This is a genomic window from Chitinophaga sp. (genome assembly GCF_036566945.1).
Taxonomy (GTDB): domain Bacteria; phylum Bacteroidota; class Bacteroidia; order Chitinophagales; family Chitinophagaceae; genus Chitinophaga.
Map to the genome: position 1 here is coordinate 1 of NZ_DATCVJ010000838.1, position 2,584 is coordinate 2,584.

Here is a 2,584-nt window from a genome sequence, read left to right on the forward strand (position 1 = left end):
TATACTGATTTAGATGATTTTCCGGATTTTTACTCTTATGATTTCTTGTGATTAAAAGATTAGGGGAGATATAAGCGAAATTCGCTTATATCTCCCCTAATCTTTTTTAAATCTTCCAAAATCAAAAAACAAAAATCCGGAAAATCATCTAAATCAGTATAATCCTGAACAAAGACAAAAAATCGCGTGATCTCTAGTATATCTTATTCAGTGCATCCACATAGGCGTGAACGGAGGCGTTCACGATATCGGTAGAAATACCGAAGCCATAATAGGACTGACCGTTATGTTTTACACGCATATTTACTTTGCTCACATCATCGCTTCCTCCGCGCATGGACTGTATATTAAATTCGTCCAGTTCAATATCATCTTTGATAATATCGTGGATAGCGTTGATAGTCGCGTTTACCGGACCATTACCTGCGGCACTGGCTTCTCTTTCTTCACCGTTGATACGCAGTCTTACGGTGGCCATCGGACGAAGCGGATCGCCGCAAACCACCTGTAGTAATACTACTTTAATGGCGTTTTCTTCATACGTTTTGGCATCTCCATCGCCCATCAGTTCCAGCAGATCGGCATCGCTGATTTCTTTTTTGGTATCGGCCATAAGCAGGAAGCGTTCGTATACTTCGTCTACGTTTACGCGTTCCAGGTTGTAGCCCAGGCGGGACAGGTGATGTTTCAGCGCATGACGGCCACTGCGGGCAGTCAGGATGATAGAGTTGGAATTGATCCCTACGTCTTCCGGATTCAGGATTTCGTAGTTTTCGCGATGTTTCAGCACGCCATCCTGGTGAATACCGGAGCTATGTGCAAATGCGTTACGGCCAACAATTGCTTTGTTAGGCTGTACCGGCATGTGCATCATGGTTTCTACCAGGTTACTGATTTCGTAAATTCCTTTGGAATTGATCTGGGTATGATAGCCCAGTGCATGATGCGTTTTCAGGATCATGGCTACTTCTTCCAGGGAGGTATTACCGGCACGTTCGCCGATACCGTTAATGGTACATTCTACCTGGCGGGCGCCATTGATCACACCGGCAATGGTGTTGGCGGTAGCCAGTCCGAGATCATTATGGCAATGCACCGAAATGATGGCTCTGTCGATATTGGATACGTGATCTACCAGGTATTTGATTTTAGCACCATACTGATCGGGCAGGCAATAGCCATTGGTATCAGGGATGTTGACGGTGGTGGCACCGGCGGCAATCACGGCTTCGATCATACGGGCCAGGTATTCGTTATCCGCGCGGCCTGCATCTTCTGCATAAAATTCAATATCATCGGTAAACTTGCGGGCATACTTTACAGCGGCTACGGCGCGCTCCAGTATTTCATCGCGGGTGCTGTTGAATTTATATTTGATGTGCATATCGGAAGACCCGATACCCGTATGTATGCGGCCACGTTTTGCAAAACGTAGCGCATCTGCGGCTGCATCTATATCTTTGGTATTAGCACGGGTTAACGCGCAAATAACGGGTTCTGTAACGGCTTTGGAAATTTCCACCACGCTCTGAAAATCGCCGGGGCTGGAAATAGGAAAACCTGCTTCGATAATATCTACGCCTAATGCTTCGAGTTTCTTTGCTACCTCAATTTTTTCTACGGTCGTCAGCTGACAACCGGGGACCTGTTCTCCATCACGCAAGGTGGTATCAAAGACGTATACACGATTTTTATCCATGATAAGTGTAATAATTTTGTTGAATGATTAATTCAGATTCTCTAATACTTTGGCGCCCATGGCGTCGGTACCCATAATGCAGTCGTTAACGGTATGTTTGTTAGCGATGTCCATGGTTCTGAAACCTTGTCTGAGTGTAGCTTCTACCGCTTTAATCACTCTTTGTGATTCTGTTTTCAGACCAAAAGAAATGTCGAGCATGAGGGCAGCGGATAAGATAGAAGCCAGCGGATTGGCAATACCTTTACCGGCGATATCATGAGCAGAACCGTGAATTGGCTCGTAAAAACCAATGCTGTCACCTACAGAGGCAGATGCCAGCATCCCCATAGAACCCGCTATCTGAGAAGCTTCGTCGGTGAGGATATCACCAAACAGGTTGCCGGTTACCACTACATCAAAGCGTTTAGGATCTTTGATCAGTTGCATCGCAGCGTTGTCGATGAACATATGTTCTGTTTCCACATCCGGATATTCTTTGGCAACTTCCTGTACCACTTCTCTCCAGAGACGGCTGGCTTCCAGTACGTTTGCTTTATCTACGGAGCAAAGTTTTTTGCGGCGGGTGCGTGCTGCATCGTATGCTTTGCGGGCAATTCTTTCCACTTCATAGCGGTGATAGATCATCAGATCGGAAGCGGTGTTACGGTCGGCAGTCCTGATCTTTTCACCGAAATACACGTCGCCGGTCAGCTCACGGAAAAAGAGGATATCTGACCCACGTAATATTTCCGGCTTAATGCTGGATGCTTCCAGCAGTTCATCAAATAGTTTTATCGGGCGAAGATTTGCATACAATCCCAGTTCTTTCCTGATCTTCAGCAATCCCTGTTCTGGTCTTACTTTCAGTGTAGGATCGTTGTCGTATTTAGCATGACCGATAGC

Annotated in this window: 2 protein-coding genes; both read right to left on the minus strand. The window is 46.0% G+C overall.

The annotated features are described in order from the left end of the window. Positions 1 to 193: 193 nt before the first annotated feature. Complete coding sequence (locus VIP81_RS25305) at positions 194 to 1,699, minus strand: 2-isopropylmalate synthase (RefSeq protein WP_331967826.1); 1,506 nt, start codon at positions 1,697 to 1,699, stop codon at positions 194 to 196. A gap of 27 nt (positions 1,700 to 1,726) precedes the next feature. Continuing rightward, positions 1,727 to 2,584: 3-isopropylmalate dehydrogenase (gene leuB, locus VIP81_RS25310; protein WP_331967828.1), on the minus strand; the 858-nt coding region annotated here is incomplete at its 5' end.